The organism is Leptospira dzoumogneensis (genome assembly GCF_004770895.1).
Taxonomy (GTDB): domain Bacteria; phylum Spirochaetota; class Leptospiria; order Leptospirales; family Leptospiraceae; genus Leptospira_B; species Leptospira_B dzoumogneensis.
Genome location: NZ_RQHS01000019.1, coordinates 338,129 through 355,168, shown reverse-complemented (window position 1 = coordinate 355,168; position 17,040 = coordinate 338,129). Strand labels below are relative to the sequence as shown.

Annotated in this window: 16 protein-coding genes, 1 rRNA gene and 1 other RNA gene; 13 read left to right on the top strand and 5 right to left on the bottom strand. The window is 41.2% G+C overall.

Going from position 1 to position 17,040, the window contains the following annotated elements; all coding sequences use genetic code 11:
• The 5 genes from pabB to EHR06_RS15230 all read left to right on the top strand — a co-directional run bounded on the left by pabB (position 1) and on the right by EHR06_RS15230 (position 5,662).
• Positions 1-1,812 (top strand): aminodeoxychorismate synthase component I, encoded by a 1,812-nt coding sequence (gene pabB, locus EHR06_RS15250; protein WP_135757785.1) that lies wholly within the window; start codon positions 1-3, stop codon positions 1,810-1,812.
• A complete protein-coding gene (gene thpR / locus EHR06_RS15245; RefSeq protein ID WP_135757784.1) occupies positions 1,809-2,345 on the top strand; it encodes an RNA 2',3'-cyclic phosphodiesterase in 537 nt (178 codons plus the stop codon). Before pabB ends, thpR begins: the two co-directional genes overlap by 4 nt.
• 33 nt (positions 2,346-2,378) lie before the next feature.
• Positions 2,379-3,038: a leucyl/phenylalanyl-tRNA--protein transferase gene (gene aat / locus EHR06_RS15240; protein ID WP_167492312.1), complete on the top strand. Its 660-nt coding sequence runs from the start codon at positions 2,379-2,381 to the stop codon at positions 3,036-3,038.
• Between the two features lie 81 nt (positions 3,039-3,119).
• Entirely contained in the window at positions 3,120-3,407 is a 288-nt protein-coding gene (locus tag EHR06_RS15235) for a hypothetical protein (protein WP_100722490.1), read from the top strand.
• A 197-nt stretch (positions 3,408-3,604) separates the two neighbouring features.
• A complete protein-coding gene (locus EHR06_RS15230; RefSeq protein WP_135757782.1) occupies positions 3,605-5,662 on the top strand; it encodes an AMP-dependent synthetase/ligase in 2,058 nt (685 codons plus the stop codon).
• Between the two features lie 61 nt (positions 5,663-5,723).
• Here the strand turns inward: EHR06_RS15230 and EHR06_RS15225 are convergent, their stop codons facing one another.
• Positions 5,724-6,557, bottom strand: a complete 834-nt coding sequence (locus EHR06_RS15225; protein ID WP_135757781.1) for an MBL fold metallo-hydrolase — start codon at positions 6,555-6,557, stop codon at positions 5,724-5,726.
• Positions 6,558-6,636: 79 nt separating this feature from the next.
• On the opposite strand from EHR06_RS15225, the gene ssrA reads away from it, so the two are divergent.
• Positions 6,637-6,983, top strand: a transfer-messenger RNA (tmRNA) gene (ssrA, locus tag EHR06_RS15220).
• A gap of 77 nt (positions 6,984-7,060) precedes the next feature.
• Here the strand turns inward: ssrA and EHR06_RS15215 are convergent.
• The 4 genes from EHR06_RS15215 to EHR06_RS15200 form a co-directional block, all read right to left on the bottom strand.
• On the bottom strand, positions 7,061-8,002 hold the full coding sequence (locus tag EHR06_RS15215; RefSeq protein ID WP_135757780.1) for an alpha/beta hydrolase: 942 nt from the start codon (positions 8,000-8,002) through the stop codon (positions 7,061-7,063).
• A gap of 65 nt (positions 8,003-8,067) precedes the next feature.
• Entirely contained in the window at positions 8,068-8,952 is an 885-nt protein-coding gene (locus EHR06_RS15210) for a patatin-like phospholipase family protein (RefSeq protein ID WP_135757779.1), read from the bottom strand.
• A 10-nt stretch (positions 8,953-8,962) separates the two neighbouring features.
• Complete coding sequence (locus EHR06_RS15205) at positions 8,963-9,337, bottom strand: transmembrane 220 family protein (RefSeq protein WP_135757778.1); 375 nt, start codon at positions 9,335-9,337, stop codon at positions 8,963-8,965.
• Between the two features lie 58 nt (positions 9,338-9,395).
• A complete protein-coding gene (locus tag EHR06_RS15200) occupies positions 9,396-11,339 on the bottom strand; it encodes an adenylate/guanylate cyclase domain-containing protein (RefSeq protein ID WP_135757777.1) in 1,944 nt (647 codons plus the stop codon).
• A gap of 98 nt (positions 11,340-11,437) precedes the next feature.
• On the opposite strand from EHR06_RS15200, the gene EHR06_RS15195 reads away from it, so the two are divergent.
• From EHR06_RS15195 to yidD, 7 genes are all read left to right on the top strand, one after another.
• Entirely contained in the window at positions 11,438-12,694 is a 1,257-nt protein-coding gene (locus tag EHR06_RS15195; RefSeq protein ID WP_135757776.1) for a pyridoxal phosphate-dependent aminotransferase, read from the top strand.
• 131 nt (positions 12,695-12,825) lie between these two features.
• Complete coding sequence (locus tag EHR06_RS15190) at positions 12,826-15,165, top strand: hypothetical protein (protein ID WP_135757775.1); 2,340 nt, start codon at positions 12,826-12,828, stop codon at positions 15,163-15,165.
• 9 nt (positions 15,166-15,174) lie between these two features.
• Entirely contained in the window at positions 15,175-16,008 is an 834-nt protein-coding gene (locus EHR06_RS15185; protein ID WP_135757774.1) for an Fpg/Nei family DNA glycosylase, read from the top strand.
• Between the two features lie 57 nt (positions 16,009-16,065).
• Positions 16,066-16,182 (top strand): 5S ribosomal RNA (gene rrf, locus EHR06_RS15180).
• 142 nt (positions 16,183-16,324) lie between these two features.
• Entirely contained in the window at positions 16,325-16,486 is a 162-nt protein-coding gene (gene rpmH, locus EHR06_RS15175) for a 50S ribosomal protein L34 (protein WP_008589899.1), read from the top strand.
• Between the two features lie 9 nt (positions 16,487-16,495).
• On the top strand, positions 16,496-16,816 hold the full coding sequence (gene rnpA, locus EHR06_RS15170; protein WP_135757773.1) for a ribonuclease P protein component: 321 nt from the start codon (positions 16,496-16,498) through the stop codon (positions 16,814-16,816).
• Entirely contained in the window at positions 16,813-17,040 is a 228-nt protein-coding gene (yidD, locus tag EHR06_RS15165; protein ID WP_135757772.1) for a membrane protein insertion efficiency factor YidD, read from the top strand. Before rnpA ends, yidD begins: the two co-directional genes overlap by 4 nt.

The window sequence follows — 17,040 nt, the reverse complement described above, 5'->3', positions numbered from 1 at the left end:
ATGATTTCCGATCTATTTCAAAACTCCAGGAAACCCTTTATTTATTTAGGAGAAGGTTTCTCTGCAGAAGGACGCCTAGTTCTAACTGAGCCGAATGAGATTCTTACTACTAATCGACGAAGTGAAGCAAGGAAATTCCTCTTAGAAATTCAAAACAAGGTCTCTCAAGGATCCCATGCGGCCGGTTGGATTTCCTACGAAGCAGGGGATTTATTTTTAAATCCTGACAATATGGAAGAAGTTTCGGAAGATCCACTTTTCTGGTTCGGGATTTTTTCAAAACCTAAGACCTTGAGCCAGGCTGAAATTTCGGAATGGGAATCCAAATTTAAGGACAAAGGTTATTCTGCAAAAATCGGATCTGAAACGGATCTAAAAGAATACGAGAGAAATTTTCATAAAATCCGCAACTTTCTATATGAAGGAGATATTTATCAGGTCAATTATACATTTCCTTTGGAAATAGAATTGGAAGGTTCTCTGGAACGATTGTTTTTTGAGCTTAGAAAAAAACAGCCTGTTCCATACGAGGCTTGGATCCACACGGGAGATTCTCTCCCTATACAAAAGGATATTCTTTCCTTTTCTCCGGAATTGTTTTGGGAAAGAAAATCAAATCAAATCAGAACCGTTCCTATGAAAGGAACCAGACCCAGAGGAAAAGATCCGGCGGAAGATCAAAAATTGAAATTGGAACTTTCGGAATCTGAAAAGGATAGAGCGGAAAATTTAATGATCACCGATCTTCTCCGCAACGATTTGGGAAGGATATCTTTGCCCGGCTCAGTCGGAGTTTCTAAACTTTTTTCCATCGAAGAATATCCTACAGTTTTCCAAATGACCAGCGAGGTAAGATCCGAACTTTCTTCGGATATAAAATGGACAGATATTTTAGAAGCATTGTTTCCGGGAGGTTCCATCACCGGGGCTCCTAAAAAAAGATCTGCAGAGATCATAGCTAGTTTGGAAAAAAAGAGAGGAGTTTATACCGGGGGAATATTCTATCTGTCTCCTCAAAAAGAAATTTCTTCCATTGCGATCCGTACTCTTGAATTTTTGCAGGGTACTTCCGGGCAAAAAAAAGGAAGAATGGGAGTAGGCTCCGGAATTACGATCGGTTCCGATCCGAATGCGGAATGGGAAGAATGCTGGTCCAAAGCAAAGTTTTTGAATGATACGAAAGAAAATTTTCACTTGTTTACAACTACTATCTGCAAAAGAAAAAAGATCTATTTTTTAAAAGATCATAAAGATAGGATGAAAACATCCGCAAAGGAACTCGGGTTCGTTTGGAAAGAAGAAGGATGGGAATCCGCAGTTAACGAAGTCGCAGGCAAGGTTTCTTCCGATAAAAAATATAGAGTGAAAATGATCCTTTTGCCTAACGGAGAATTCCAATCAGAAGTTTCCGAATTTCAGCCGGGTCCAAAAGAGGGGAAGGTACTGTTCAGCGGAACTTCTACCGATAAAAAAAATCGGTTCTTTTATCATAAGACAAATATCAGGGAAATTTATTCGGCCGGTTATGAGTCTGCAGTTTCCAAAGGTTATTTGGACAAGATCTATACAAACACGGATGGTTATCTAACGGAAGGATCCATTCATTCTATTTTTATTTTGTTAAATAGTGAATGGATCACACCTTCTTTGGAAGAAGGAATTCTTCCTGGAGTAGCCCGTAAACAATGGATCCGAAAATTAAAAGCGAAGGAAAAGAAAATTTCTAAACAAGATCTGAGTCTCGCCTCTAAGATCATTTTGGTGAATTCTCTCAGAGGAGCTAGAAGAGTTTCCGGAGTGGATCTCGAATGAGAAGTTTTTTAGGATTGGTTCTTCCGGATCCTATAAAATCGGATCTGGAAAAGATCTGTTTCGGGCTGGAAGAGATTCGCTGGGTTTCTCCCGAAAATTTTCATACCACCTTGGTTTTTTTAGGAGAGTTAAAACCGGAAGAGATTGAAAGGGCCTCCGAGATCTGTAGTCAAGTCTCTGAAAAAAGTTTTTCATTAGAGATCGAAGGTGTAGGATTTTTCGGTAATAAATTTCCCGAGATCCTATATGCGGGTGTGACACTTTCTGAAGAATTGAAAAAGCTCCAAAAAGTTTTGGAATCCACTCTCAGAAGAGAAGGTTTCTCCATTGATAAAAGGGATTACAGGCCTCATATTACTATAGGTAGATTCAAAAGAACCCCGGAAAAACGTTTAGATCTATACTTGAATGAATTCTCCCAATTCAAAACCGACATAGTTCCAGTGTCGGAATTCCATCTATTTTCTAGTCGCAGCGGAGCGAACGGTCAGATATACTCGGTCGAAGAATCATATCCTCTTCTCTTGGAATAAATGGAAAACCCCAGACAAAATCAATATTCTCCTATCCGGGACTTTTCCGATTTTTTCGCAGATCCTAGATATTCAATAGAGGAGGTCGTAGGAATTGGCGGAGACCTAAAACCGGATCGCCTTATATACGCTTATACCCGAGGTATCTTTCCTTGGGCGGATAGACCTTTACTTTGGTTTTCTTTGGATCCGAGGGCTATCTTTGACCTAAATGTTCTTCATATTAGTTCCAGAGTTCACAGAAGAATTCGCCAAAAAAAATTCACAGTCACATTCAATCGTGCATTTGAACAAGTTATGCGTTGCTGTGCATTTAGAACGGAAGAGCAAACTTGGATAACGGAGAACTTTTTACAGGGTTTTACGAACTTTCATAAGGAAGGTTATGCTCATAGTGTAGAGGTTTGGGACGAAAACGGACGGTTAGGCGGGGGAGTGTATGGTGTTGCCATCGGTAAATTTTTTGCCGGAGAGTCCATGTTCTCCTTTTTACCTGATTTCGGGAAGATCGGGCTCTACTTTCTATTTGAAGCATTGAAGAAGGACGGTTTCACATTATTCGATACCCAGCAGATGAACCCGGTCACTTTGAATCTGGGAGCTTATGAGATCCCGAAAGATAAATTTTTGGACCGTCTGTCACTCGCTGTAGCAATCCCGAGCAAATGGGTCCCTCCTGTGGATGAAATCTGATTTTTATGTAAAATGGATTTGATTTGCTTCGCATAATAATAAAATTACGACACAAACCAAAGTTTCTATAGGAAGATCATAATGAACCTATTCAAAAAAATTCTTGTTACCCTTCTTGTGTCTGCAATCGCTCTTTTCGGTTTCACCGGAGTAAGCGCTCAAGAGACTACCGGCGATGCTCCTGCAAAGACTGAAGATGCTGGCGCTTCTAAAGCTGAGAAAAAAGAAAAGAAAGCTAAGAAGAAAAAAGGTAAGAAAAAACACCACAAGAAGCATAAGAAAGATTCCAAAAAAGGAAAAGAAGAAGGAACCAAGTCTGACTCTACTCCTGCTCCTGCAGAAGAAGGCGCTGGCGAAGAACAACAGTAATATTTTTCCTTTCTCACTCCGTTCGAGGTCCTCTCGAGCGGAGTTTTCTCCTTTTATATATCTCTTCTTCGATTTTGCACTGCACCTACGCTTTGACTTCTTCTAAAATTTAGTTGACGGGTCGACTTCTCACATTAACGTAAACGCGCTTTATTGAGATAAGCGAAATATATCCCTTCTTCAAAGGAATAACTCCAATGTACAAGAATTTAGCAGACATGTACCTTAAGGCCGCTGAGTCTTATGGGGACAGACCGGCGTTTTGGTCGAAGGATGAAAATAAAGAATATCAACCGACCAGTTTTAAACAATTAGTGGATCTAGGTCTCGCTTTATCAGAAGCGCTAATAGATTTAGGCGTGAAGGCCCGCGAACATATCGGAGTGTTAGCGGATAACCGTTTGGAATGGATCATAGTTGATGCGGGAGTTTTACTCTCCGGTTGTGCAAACGTTCCAAGAGGAACTGACGTAACCGATTCCGAGATGGAATATATCTTAACTCACTCCGAAGCTTCCGTAGTTTTCTTAGAAAACGATAAGATGTACGAGAAGTTTGTTAAGAACAAAGCCAAATTGAAAGGCGTGGAAACCGTCATCATTATGGATAAAGATAGCAAAACAAAAGCGAAAGGAGTTTTGCATCTTTATGATCTGATTGAAACAGGAAAAGAGTTAAGATCTAAAGGCGGACACAAGACTGAAAAAAGGATCGAGGGTATCAAACCTGATGATCTATTCACTTTGATCTATACTTCCGGAACAACCGGGATGCCTAAGGGTGTAATGCTCATGCACTCCAACATGGCTCACCAGATGGAACATGTTGTTCCTTTGATCCTAAAAAAATCGATTATTCGCGATGACGACAGTATGCTGTCTATTCTACCTGTATGGCATATCTTCGAAAGAGTTGTAGAATATTCTGCGATCTCTCTTGGGATTTCCACTTTCTATACCAAGGTTTCGGATCTAAAAAATGACCTGGCAAAAGCCAGACCTTCATTCATGGCTTCCGCTCCAAGGGTTTGGGAAAGTATTTATACTGGGATCTATAATAAGATCAACGACCCTAAGCAGACCCCTCCTGTCCGTAAATTCCTCTTCAATACCGCGTATCTGTTCTCTAAGAACTATAACGCAGGGGTTCGTTTCCTAACCGGAAAAGAAGTGGATTATGAAAACCGTAATATCTTCCAATCTTTGGCTCTTGCAGTCAAAGCGATCGCTCAAGTGATACTATTTGGACCATTCACGGTTTCTTTGATCAGTGCGGTGGGATATTCCTATATCAAGATGTATAAGCCTGAGTTGGCATTCTTAGCGCCGGTTCTGCTGACCATTGCGATTTTAGGGCTTATCTTCAACTTCAAAACTTTGGACGCTATCGTTCTTTCCAAGATCCGCCAAGCAACTGGTGGACGTCTGAGAGGAACCTTATCCGGCGGTGGAGCTTTACAACGTCACGTGGATAATTTCTTCAATGATATCGGACTTCTAGTATTAGAAGGTTACGGAATGACTGAAAGTGCTCCTGTGATCTCAGTTCGTCATTACGATCATCCGATCATCGGTTCCGTAGGATATGTTGTTCCTAAAACTGAACTTCAGTTGAGAGACGATCATGGAAACGTGCTGACTCATATCAGCGATGAAAGACAACTTGTTGCCGGTAAACTTGGAGTAAAGGGTATCGTTCATATCAAAGGGCCTCAAGTGATGAAAGGATATTACAAAAATCCTGAAACCACTAAGAAGACCATTGTAGACGGATGGTTGAACACCGGTGATATCGGTTTCATCAACTACAAACATACTCTGACACTTACGGGAAGAGCAAAAGAAACCGTTGTATTGTTAGGCGGAGAAAACGTAGAGCCGGTTCCAATAGAAAACCGTATGGACGAATCTCCTTATATCAAACAATCCATGGTATTCGGTCAGGACCAAAAAGTTCTGGGAGCGATCATCGTTCCGGATCTAGAAGTTCTACAACCTTGGTTGTCTCAAAACGGTATCGAAGCTAAGGATATCAAGGATCTGATCGACAATCCTAAAGTGATCGATTTCTTCAAAAAAGAGATCAGAGAGTATAATAGCACTAAACACGGATTCAAGTCTTTCGAATTGATCCAACATGTGGTAATTGCTCAAAAACCTTTCGAGATAGGTGATGAATTAACGAACCTACTCAAAATGAAAAGACACGTGATTACTGAAAAATATCAGAAGAGAATCGATAAAGTTTATAAATAAGAACTAAGATCCTGATCAGTGTTTTAGAAAATCCCTCGGCCAAAAATCCGGGGGATTTTTTTTAATCTAATTTATAGATCCTCGGAAATATCTCTTCTCCAAAAGATAAAACGGCAGGATCATGCATTGTTAAAATTTTAGTCCCGTTGCCAGACAGAACGGAAACATAGTCTAAAAATTCTTTATTATTGGAAAGGGAGAAGGTCCCCTCCGAAGAAAGACTTTGTCCTTGTTTGCAAAATTCTACCCAATAACATTCATCTCCTGTGATCAGGAATTTTCTACCTGGAGAGACCAACCATTCTACGGCAACTGAACCTTGGGTATGTCCTCTAGTTAATAAGATCCTAAAATTCTTAAAAACTTCTAAACTTGAATTTATGAATTGGATTTTTCCCGATCTCTCTTTAGCCGCGAATTTACTGCCTGCAGATCGGTTCGATTTTTTAAGAGAATCCCAGTCTTCCGGTGTAATATAAACTTTTGCATTCGGAAAAAGACTTATACCCCCTGAATGATCAGAATGAAAATGAGTGAGAATGATCTCTCCTATCATTCCAGGTTTGATCCCAGCTCCGCCTAAAATTTTATCAGGAGAGATCCAATTATGTGCAGTGATCTCAGGTGTCGATATGGAAGAAGTCCCGGTATCGATCAAAATATAACGTTTTTCTAATTTTATCAGATAGAATAAAAATGCGATTTCGGATTCCCCATCCTGTTTGTCCGAATTTGTAAGACGATTTGGATAAACTGATTTTCCGACTAGGACCGCATATAATCCATCCTGCAATTCGCTGGGAGGTAACCTGGAACCTGGATTTTTAATTTTTGGGGCAGAAGAAGTCCCGCAATAGAACAATAAAACCGAGGCAAGTAGAATGAAAATTTTCAAAATAGAAGCACCAACCGATCTACTTTTTCTTGATTTCCTGACTAGCTCAACGGATTTTTAGTCTAATCATTAAATCTACGGGGACGAATTAGGTTTCGACTGTTGTAGTTAAGATGTGGTGGCATGTAGGGGTGAGGGGCCTCTTAAAAACCTTCAAAACATTAAACGCTAACAACGAATTAGCACTAGCAGCTTAATCGCTACTACGGAAGAAAGGCTTACTCTCCCGGTGGTTTTTCTTCTGCCTTAAACGGGAGACTTTTTAGATCGGTTTTCGGTTCACGATTTAGAGAGTATTTGGATCGAATAGGAAGGACACGCCTGCTTGTGGGCTAAGGCCTTTCGAGATTTAAAACATAAGACAAACATGTAGAGGCCCCATTGAGGCGCAATAGGACCCGGGTTCGAACCCCGGCGTCTCCATTGAAATTTTTCAAATAAAATAAAATCTGAGGGGTTCGAAGTGAGACTGCGTAACGCCGAACCCATTCTAATCTTTCAAATCATTTTAAACGATCCAAAAAGGCATTCAACCTTCTCTCATATTCACCCGGATCTATCTTCCGAGCGGAACCATGGTCTCCTTTTTCCAAAAGCCAAAGTTCTTTCGGTCCTTTATAAATATTGGCTAAGTCCTGGCTTTGTTGAAAAGGAACTACCCGGTCTTCTTTGCTATGAATGAATAAGATCGGAGCGGAATTGACGTTCTCTAAAGAACTCGCGGGGCTTGGAATAGATTCGAATTTACCTCTGAATTGAGTGAGTCGGATCAGAAGATAAGAAAACAAAGCTGGAATATCTTTTGAGGTTCCGGGAAATTCTAAGATCAATCTTTCAAAATTATACATTGGATTTTCGGCGATTACCGCAGATAGTTTTTGCATCTCAGGCAAAGAGATCAGAATGGAAGAAGCTCCTACGGAACTTCCCAATGCGTAGATCCGGTCGTATCTTTCTGAAAGATACCGATAAACAGACAGCACGTCTTTGGATTCTCTATAACCGTAGCTGAGTCCTGGGATCGCGCAGCCTGCTTCTCCATGACAACCGAAATCAAAACTAAAAACATCCAATCCTCTTTTCAAAAAGAAGCGGATATGTTTTGTCATTTCCCTCTTGTCACTTCCTCCTCCGTGTACTAAAAGGACGGCACCTTTTGGTTTTCCTTTTCCATTTTTGAGTGTGCCGATTTTCCAAGCAGGAAGATCGAATCCGTTTATAGATTTTATCTTGAGTTCTTCGAATCGGAATTCATTAGAATTTCTTAAATTTCCACAGGATGGCCCCCAATGTTCTTCCGTTTCAGGGCTGCACGCGGAGAATTCCTGGTTATCTCTCCAAACAGGAAATAATAACTGATTGCTTGCGGACCAAATCCCAAAGCTCATAAATATTGAGATGAGTAGTAGAATGGTCAGGATGGACCATAATAAGATACGTTTCATAAAACCTCTTTTGATATCTTTATATCAATTGAGGTTTTAGAAATTGGACAGACCTAAGGGGATTTTTACTTAGTAAAAACCTTTTTTCCGAGCTCTATTCCTAAACGAACATTTTCGGTTAGCAGGTTTGCATTTGTGGTCATTCTTCCCGCAGGGAGTGTTTTTTCGGGGGCTATAATTTCGAAACGGATCCCTTTAGGCGGATTGTTCAGTATTTCCATAGCCCGGTTATAACGATTAAATCTTTGTTCTATAAATGCCTTTCCCATTTCCGGAAATTTAGGAAATGCCAAACTTCCCAGCAAAGGACTTGTAGGAGTTAATCTAAAATCCATAGGTTTTGTAAGAATGACCGTAATATCTTTATAACCTGCGGATAATACAGCTTCTACCGGAATAGGATCTAAGACCCCGCCGTCCGTATACTTTGAGTTTTCCAATAGGCCATATCCTTTGGTTGCGATTGGCAAAGAAGTCGCGGCTCTTAATAGAGGAAAAAGGTTTTGAGAAGTGGCTCTTATGTATTCAGGCTGTAAGGTTCTAAAATTACTGACCACAATATAGAAGGGTACGGTCTTCTTTTGTTTCAATACCTCTACTTTGATCGGTACCTTCTCTTGGAAAATATGATCTATTAGATAATCTTGGTCTAATATTCTTTTGCCTCTAAAAAGATTCCACAAAGAGATGAGATGATTTCCTGCTAATTCTTTTCTCCAAATATCAAGTGCTCTTTCTATATCTTCGGAAGAAGGGTTCGGTTCCGTAACATAATATGCGGAAGAACAAGAACCGGAAGAGACTGCAACGATCAGATCGAATTTACTAGGAGGGTAAGTAGGAGCCATTGAAGAAAGTACTCCCCCAGCAAAGGAACCTCTCATTCCTCCACCTTCTATGATAAGGGCTTTTCCTTTTTTCTTTTGGGTAAATTTTGGAAGAGATGACATGGGGAATCTGCTACTTAGAATTTTTAGGACGTTTTCTATACCAAAGCCAGGTAATGACTACGATACTGATCAACGCTCCTAAAAACTCTCTTCCTAATTCTATATACGGTTTTTCATCGGTCATCTTTGCAGTGATCAGATTTTCATTTCCTGTTCGTAGCCAATCGAAGAACCCGTCAACCGTAGCTGCGATCTCAATTCCAGCCATACCGATGACCGCATACAATAAAGGAAGTTTGTCCTTATCAAGAGCTGCGAGTATACAAGCTAAGGAAGAAGTGAAATATAATAACATCCAATGCAGCGGGTCGGGATCATTATACTGAACCGCACCTGCGAAAATGAAATAAGCGGCTAAAAGAAAAGAGACTATTTTAAAGATCATAATTTTGCTCTATGGTTCGGGTATTATCCGGTTTGTTTGAGTTCTTGCAATTCGGTTTTTATTTAGTTTCTTCCGTCGAAGTTAAACCGCTAAACACCAATTTATAAGCTTGGGTTTCCTCATTGATCCAGCTTTGGTGGAATTTCACTCTTTTTACTTTCCAACCTTTTTCTGTCATCAATTGGCGGAGCTGTTTTTCTCTAAAGACCGTTTCTGAGAATACCACTTCTCCTCCGTCTGCGATCGCTTGTAACTTTGCTGCAAAGTTTACCGTGTTCCCGAAATAATCTATATTACTATTTAGGTTCACAGCCAAACAAGGCCCTGTGTGTAAACTGATTCGAATTCGGATTGGAGTCTCAGTGTTTTCTTCCGAGAAAAATTCTTGGAGTCTTACGGAAGCTTCTACAGCAGCACTGGGAGAAGGAAAGGCTGCCATCACAGCGTCTCCTATCGTTTTGACAACTGCTCCTTGGAATTCTCTCACTACTTTATAAACTTCGACAAAGTGGTATCTGACTTCGGAGAATGCGCCGGAGTCTCCCTTATTATAATAGAATTTTGTGGAGCCCACAATATCCGTGAACAAGATAGTCTGCACTCCGATATCCAATTGCAGATCCGTGGAAAGAGCCTCTTGGGAGAATAGATCTCTAAAGTCTTGGAAATTGAATAGATCGGTAGGTCTGAGGCAATCTTGGTCTTCTTTTCTTTCTTCGATCACAAAACCTTTTCTGGAAGAAGAAAGATTTTCCAAGATTAGTTTAGGATGGTCTGCGATCTCTATTTGTTCCGGGGTCTCGTCTGTTTTCCAAACTAAGGTTTCATTCGGGACTTCTTCTTTGATCTCTAATAAAGAATAATTTTTTTCTCCGTTCACTCTAAGTCTGTAAACTCCTGGAGAAAGTAGAAGTTTTGAATTATATGTTTCTCCGGAATCCAAATATTTTTGGAATCTGATATGGCTTTTGGTCGCCGGTTCCGCCGCGCAGAACATTCTTTTTTGCACTTCTCTGATAGAAGGATGAACATGAAAAGTGATCTCTATAGAATTCAATTGGTTAGCTTCGAATTGTATCTCACAAACTTCGCAGGTATCTCTTGTAGGAAGATCTCCTAAATGTTGTGCTTCTGTTCTGACTCCTCTACAATGCGGACACACCACATCCCAGCTCATTGTAAATAAACCCAATCTGCATCCGTGTAAAAATACGAGCAGTAGTTCTTTTTCGGGGATCTTCCAAGCTTTGGATAATGATTTGATCCTGATCCGATAAAGATCGGATTCGTCGGCGTCTAAAATATAATTTAAAACTCTATCAACTAGTTCCCTAGGTTGTCCTTCTCGAATATATCCGACTCGTATCTGCTGCATTCTGGCGGGAAAGACCGGATTTTTTTCCGATTTGGATTCTTTGATTATACTTAACGCACTCGGCCCTAGCCAACTATAAGATCTTGTTTTGATTACGTCTTCTACTACACCTTTTAAACCTTTGGCGTAGGCTTTTTCGAGTTGGATCATTCCGAACTTTAAAAGAGTTTTTCCGAGCCAACCTTTAGGGATCCAGCCGAAGTACACGAATAGTCTTGTGGAACCTTCTTCCAGCGGATAAACAAGATATCGGACTCTTACATAGTAAGCGAATCCTTTGGAATAAATGCGTGCGTTATTGAGTTGTTTGCAGTATTCCCACTCCCAGGGAACTTCTTCCCATTCGGCAGGGATACCTGCGTTTTTGGACTTACCGAAAAGTCGGCCGTTGATCTCCTGAAATTTCATTTCAGGAATATCTATCCTTTTATTAAAAGAAGAAGTGTCTATCAGCCAAGGCCATACTTCTTCAGGAGAAACTTCCAGATCGAATTTCCAAAGCTTTTCGATGGGCTCCGCCAAAGAGGTCCATTTTTCGTCCCAAGGATATTTTTCCAAGTAGGTCTGAAGGTCCAAGGTATTCGGATCCAACATATCATTGTAGTCGATGGAATCGATCGTTTGCATCGGTCTCTCCAGAGAGGTTGTTAGGAGAATAAAAAAATTCCTTCCTCTCTTAGATTATCTTTTCGGCAGTTTTGCAAAAAGAAAAGTGGAATAACCTTATGGGCCAAGATTTCCTTTTTTCTGAATTCGGTGCCAGATTCCGTAACCAAACAGGGATCGGCCAATTGATGGAGGACCTGGGCAATCTTTCTCCGGGGACCTCCATGTTGGGCGGCGGAAGCCCAGCCTTAATCCCTGAAGTAGAAGAAGTTTGGAGAAAGATCTTAAACAAATTCTCAGAATCCGGGGCCTGGGATTCTATTTTGGGAAAGTATGAAACTCCCACAGGAAAAGAGGAAACATTAGAAACACTTGCCTCCTTATTAAGTTCCGAAACCGGAACCCCAATCTCTAAGGACCGGATCGCGATCACTAGCGGTTCTCAAAACGCGTTTTATCTTTTGCTAAATTTTTATTCAGGAAGATTCGAGGACGGCTCTTTTAAAAAAATCTTCTTACCCGTTTTACCTGAATACATAGGCTACTTGGACCAGCCTATTAATCCTGACTCTTTCTCTTATTCTTTAGGCAAAGAAGTCGCCACTTCGGAAGACGGATTTCGTTATGAGTTGGACCCTTCTTCTTTTGATAATATAAAAGAGGATCTTGGATGTGTGGTATTGTCCCGTCCTACAAATCCAACCGGAAGAGTTGCGAAGAGGGAAGAATTAGAACAGATCCTTAAGTTTGCGAAAAACAAAAAGATCCCGTTCTTATTGGATAACGCATATGGGTTTCCTTTTCCAGGGATCATTTTTTCGGATGAGAAACTTTTTCATTCGGAAGGAATGGTCCAAAGTTTCAGTTTTTCTAAAATAGGCCTGCCTGGTGTCAGGACCGGTTTCGTTTTAGGAGATCCTGAAATTATAAAAGCATTAAATAAAGCGAATGCAGTTCTGAACTTGGCAGGAGGAAATCTGGGCCAATACATAGCTTTGGAATTTGTGAGATCCGGAGAATGGCTTAAACTCTCTCGAGACATAGTAAAACCGTATTACCTCAAAAAAAGGGAACTTGCAATTTCTTCTATCCGAAGAGAATGGAAGGGAAAGTTAAAGTATAGGATCCACGAAAGTGAGGGTGCCTTTTTTCTTTGGGTCCAATTCGCGGGACTTCGCAAAAAAATTTCCGAAATATATCCCCTATTGAAAGAAAAAGGGGTCATTATCGTACCAGGCAAATATTTCTATCCTGTTACGCGTAACCGAGATAGTTACGGTGAGGATTCCATCCGCATGAGTTTTGCCAGAGAAGATTCGGAAATCCAAGAAGGAATACGAAAAATAGGCGAAATTCTAGGTACTTATACGGATTGATCCGATCTAATTTCAGCCAATATTAAGCGGAATAAAATTGTTTCATTCTCCCTTTCTTTTAAAGATCTTGGTTGGAAGGAAACGATAGAAAATTTCCTAACTCGGATTGTTGTTCCGATACGGTGCAAAACATGGAAACCTTGGAGCAGGAAATATCCTTTGAGGAGCTGGCTTCTAGTCAGAACAAGGCCCCCGACTTGGAGGCCCTGGCACCGGATTATATCTTCTTAAACGATGGAGCCGTTGGACTGTCCGCCACTGCTCGTTGTATCCTGGATGAACTTAGAGACTGGCATAAAAAGACCGAAAAACACGGCTCTAAAAGTGTTCATCCATCTTATCTTCTTACCCTGGATAAACTAGGGGAACTTCTGAACAAATACAGGAACTTAAGCGAGCAGGCAAAATCTCCGCAGTCTGTTGATATGGCTCTTCGCCAAGTGATGGATCTAGAGAAGAGGGGAAGGAATAAATCCGCTCTGGTATATCCGTTCTTGGTCCGAAATGGGAACAAGGTTTTGGCAAGGATCTCGATCGCTTCTCCGCAAAAAGAAGCTAAGACCGATGTTACTCCGTACAGAAAGGCATGTTTTTCTTTTTCAGAAGAAACAATCGATCTTATCTTAAACAATAGAGCAAAGAAGCCCCGCGCATTGGAAGAAGATCGTCCTGGAGCAATGCTTCTTCATAAAAACAAAAGCGGACAGATCTGGTTATATCCTAAACTTGCTTCTTTACAATCCGAGATGGCTAGTCTTCTCAGACGAGGCTTCCAACCTTATAGTTATATTCCTATGAATGATTTCCTCGCCGATTTTGCGAACTATGCAAAGAATAAAGGCGCGGTAGTAGAGATCCTTCCGGACTATCATTTGATCTTGGATGATCTACAACTGAATCCGGACGGTACTTATGTAAATCAACCGGAAGTGATTGCACATTATAGGGCGCAAAGTGATGCTTTGGAAGTATTTGCTCTTACTTATCTCAAACAACTTTCTGAAAGAGCCGGTTATAATTTATTCCGGGCCCGTATCCAAGATTTTGAAACCCTGCATGGAAATGCAGAGCCTGGCAAAAAACAAAGCAGCGAAAAGGTAGAAGCTCTCATCCAACTCGTGGAAGATTTTCCTTTCGATAAGGAAAAAGACGATCTTGGAAAAAGAGTAGCGGAGACCTGCAGGCAGTCCATCGGGATCATCCGAAAATTGATCCAAGAAAAATCTCTATTAAGCGAGAGAAAGATAGAAGGCGCATTCAAAAGTTTGAAGAACCGCCTGAATATCCAGGTCAAGGATCATTCTCAAAACAATCTGACTCTTTATAGATTCGTACCTGAAAAACGTTTGGATGCAGTGGGCATCACAGATCCTGAACTAGTTTCCAAATATACGAACGAGATTATTGCGGACCTAAAAACTAAATTCGGTGTAAAAGAAACCAAAAAAGAAGACGGAACCACCGAGGTCTATGCAGTCGATCCAGGTTATATGGCTGCCGTCCTTCACAAATTAACAGCGGATGCAAAAGTAAGTCCTGCTGCCGAAAAAGAACTCACCATAGCAAAAGAGATCCATGCCTCTTTACTCAGTTCCAAGAACCCTGCGCTCAATTCAATGCTCAAGGCGGATTACGTAATAAAGCTGCAACAAGACGCAGCCCTAATGGAAAGAGAAGTAGAAGATCGCCAGAAAAGTGAAGCACTCGCTAAGAAGGTAAATCTTTCCATGGGACTCTTGGGTTTTGTGGGAACAATGTTATTCTTCTTGATTGCGAGTGTTCATTTTAATGCGGCCGGTGTGATCCTGGTTGGACTTCCTGTTGCACTTGTGATAGGAGGATTACTTGCAGTATTCTTCAGAGACAGAGATAAATCGGATATCGGTCCTGGTGGAGTTCCTAAATCTTCTGGCGGTGGTGGATTTGCAGCGAGTTATTCCGGGATTTCCACAGTAAGCGATTATTATTCCAGCGCAGATGATGACGATGCGGACGAACATTTCGGAAAAGCAGAAAGCCCTAAAGAAAAGAAAGTCAGTCTGATCGCAAAAGGTGCAGAACGTTTTGTATTCCCGAATCGATTCACTAAGATCCAAGATAAGATCCACGATTCCAAATCTATGCGCAAAAAGATCTGGGATAATATTGACAATATCCGACAATCAGTGGCTCATCTTAGAACTGAATCAGACGATGATAAGGTCGCGTCCACTGTAGAATATGCGCTTCTTCAAAACTCAGCTACGATCGCGATCCCGGATGAGATCGTTCCGGTAGGAATGCCAAGCACCATCATTCTAAGTCATACGGACTTAAAGGCTCCTTTGATCAGAGACCAAATCTCCGAGTTCTTAAGGAACGAAGCCCAAAAGAAAAAATACGATAAAAAACTGGTAAAATATTATACTTTCTTAATTAATACCATCGAAGTGGAATATTATAAATATCTTCCTAGCCGTAAAAAGAAATAGGGAATAATCATGCCCGAACTTCCGGATCTGGTTATCATTCGAGAACGTCTTTTAAAAGAACTTCCAGGCGAGATAATCCAAGAGATAGAGATCTTAGATCCTCTTGTGGTTCGTCATCTTAGCGGTGGAAAATCAGAAACTTCGTTTATAGGTTCTACTTTTGAAAGTCTGGAAAGAATCGGGCCCTTTCTGAATTTTAAATTCGGTCCCAGGAATATAGTCATCCATCCGATGCTTGCCGGCCGCTTCTCCTTAGATCCAAAATATAAGAAGAAGGACCTGGCAGTTCGGATCAAATTCCAAAACAAGATCCTGAACTATGCGGATGATGTTCATATGGGAAAAGTATATTTTACGGAACCTGAATACTTCTCCCAGATCCCTAAGTTTTCCGACCAAGGAGTGGACCTTCTTTCCGAAAATTTTACCCAGGAAGAATTTTTAAAAAGAATAGATAAGAATCGCCAGCAAACACGTGTCTTTCTCATGGACCAGACCAAACTCAGCGCCATAGGAAATGCTTACGCTGACGAGGTACTTTTTGATTCTAAGATCCATCCCAAAACTCCATGCAATAAACTTTCGGAAGAAGAAAAGATCCAACTCTATCAGAGCATCAAATCCGTCTTAAATGATTCTATAGATTATATCCGTAAGAAACAGGCCCCTCTGGATTTTAAGGTCCGAGACCATGTAAAAGTTCGAAATCGGAAGAATGAACCATGTCCTCGCTGCGGAACCACGATCCGCAGGGCGAATGTTTTGGGTCACGATTCCTTCTTCTGTCCAAATTGCCAGAGAGTGCCCGGAGAACAGTTCATAGATTGGAATAAAACCCTCTGAACCGGAAATAAATCGCGCTTGACAGTACAAGCAAATTTTTCAAACTGTCCTCAGATTCTCGGTGATTATAGAGAGAGGGTCACACCCGTTCCCATCCCGAACACGGAAGTTAAGCCTCTCATCGCTAATGGTACTGCATGGTTCGCTGTGTGGGAGAGTAGGACGTTGCCGGGTTGCCATTATTTATTCCATTATATTTAATAGTGAAAATCCGTCCAAGAAACGGATTGACCCTTGGTTCTCCGGCAAAAATGGTAACCGGTAAGACTTACCCAGGGTCTTAAGACGCAATCTTAGTAGAGATACAGGGAACCATATGAGAAGAACATACCAACCCAGCCGGATCAAACGTGCTCGTACCCACGGATTCCGCGCCAGAATGGCGACCACCGGCGGAAGAAAAGTCCTTTCCCGCAGAAGAGCTAAAGGCCGTTATAAGTTGACCGTTTCTGACGAAAGAACTGGTAAAAAATTCTAACGAACCCATATAGAAGAGACACTTACATCTAAGAAGGATATCCGGGAACTTTTTGCTTCCGGAAAACGGGTAACCAATTCTCCTCTCACGGTGATTTATCGGGGAAACGGCCTGGATCAAAACAGGTTCTTATACTGCCCCGAACGTTCGGTCGGTAAGGCCGTTCGTAGAAACCGGATACGGAGAAGATTAAGAGCCGCCGTGGCCGAAACGGCAGGCTTTTTTCCAAAGGGTTTCGATATCGCGATACTTGCGAAACCGAGCCTATTCGAAAAAGATCATACCGAACTTCTGGCTTGTTTGGGTCTATTAGCTCGTAGATTAAAATGAACCGACTAGCCATCTTCCTGATCCGATTTTATAAACGTTGGATCTCACCTATTCTTCCGCCTTCCTGCAGATTTCATCCAAGCTGTTCCGAATATGCAATGCAGGCCTTCCAAGAATATGATTTCTTGTCGGCGACTTATCTAAGCACAAAACGAATTTTAAAATGTAATCCACTATTCGCCGCCGGCGAAGACCCTTTACCACCCAACCCTAGAAGGAATTAG